The sequence below is a fragment of the Psychrobacter sp. GW64-MNA-CIBAN-0177 genome (assembly GCF_040309585.1).
In the GTDB taxonomy this organism is placed as follows: domain Bacteria; phylum Pseudomonadota; class Gammaproteobacteria; order Pseudomonadales; family Moraxellaceae; genus Psychrobacter; species Psychrobacter okhotskensis.
Map to the genome: position 1 here is coordinate 1 of NZ_JBEOOY010000527.1, position 245 is coordinate 245.

1 protein-coding gene is annotated in these 245 nt (G+C 44.1%); it reads right to left on the reverse strand.

Annotation, left to right across the window (positions count from 1 at the left end; genetic code table 11):
• The coding region (locus AAEY79_RS16095) for a CheR family methyltransferase (protein ID WP_352289710.1) at window positions 1-230 on the reverse strand (230 nt) is incomplete at its 3' end.
• Window positions 231-245 lie beyond the last annotated feature (15 nt).

The window sequence follows — 245 nt, forward strand, 5'->3', positions numbered from 1 at the left end:
GGTGATAAATCTGTTGCCTGAATTGTCGCGCCTCCTGGTAAAGCACCAGGTTTACGTTGTTGATATTCCAACACCGTCATGGCCAACGAATAAGGTTCTTGACCTGAAGAGCACGCAGCCGACCAAATTTTTAATGGTCTGCCAAGCTTACTGTATTCAGGCAATAGAGTATTGTGCAGTAATTCAAATGGATAACGGTCTCGAAACCATAACGTTTCATTGGTGGTCATCGCATCTATCACTTC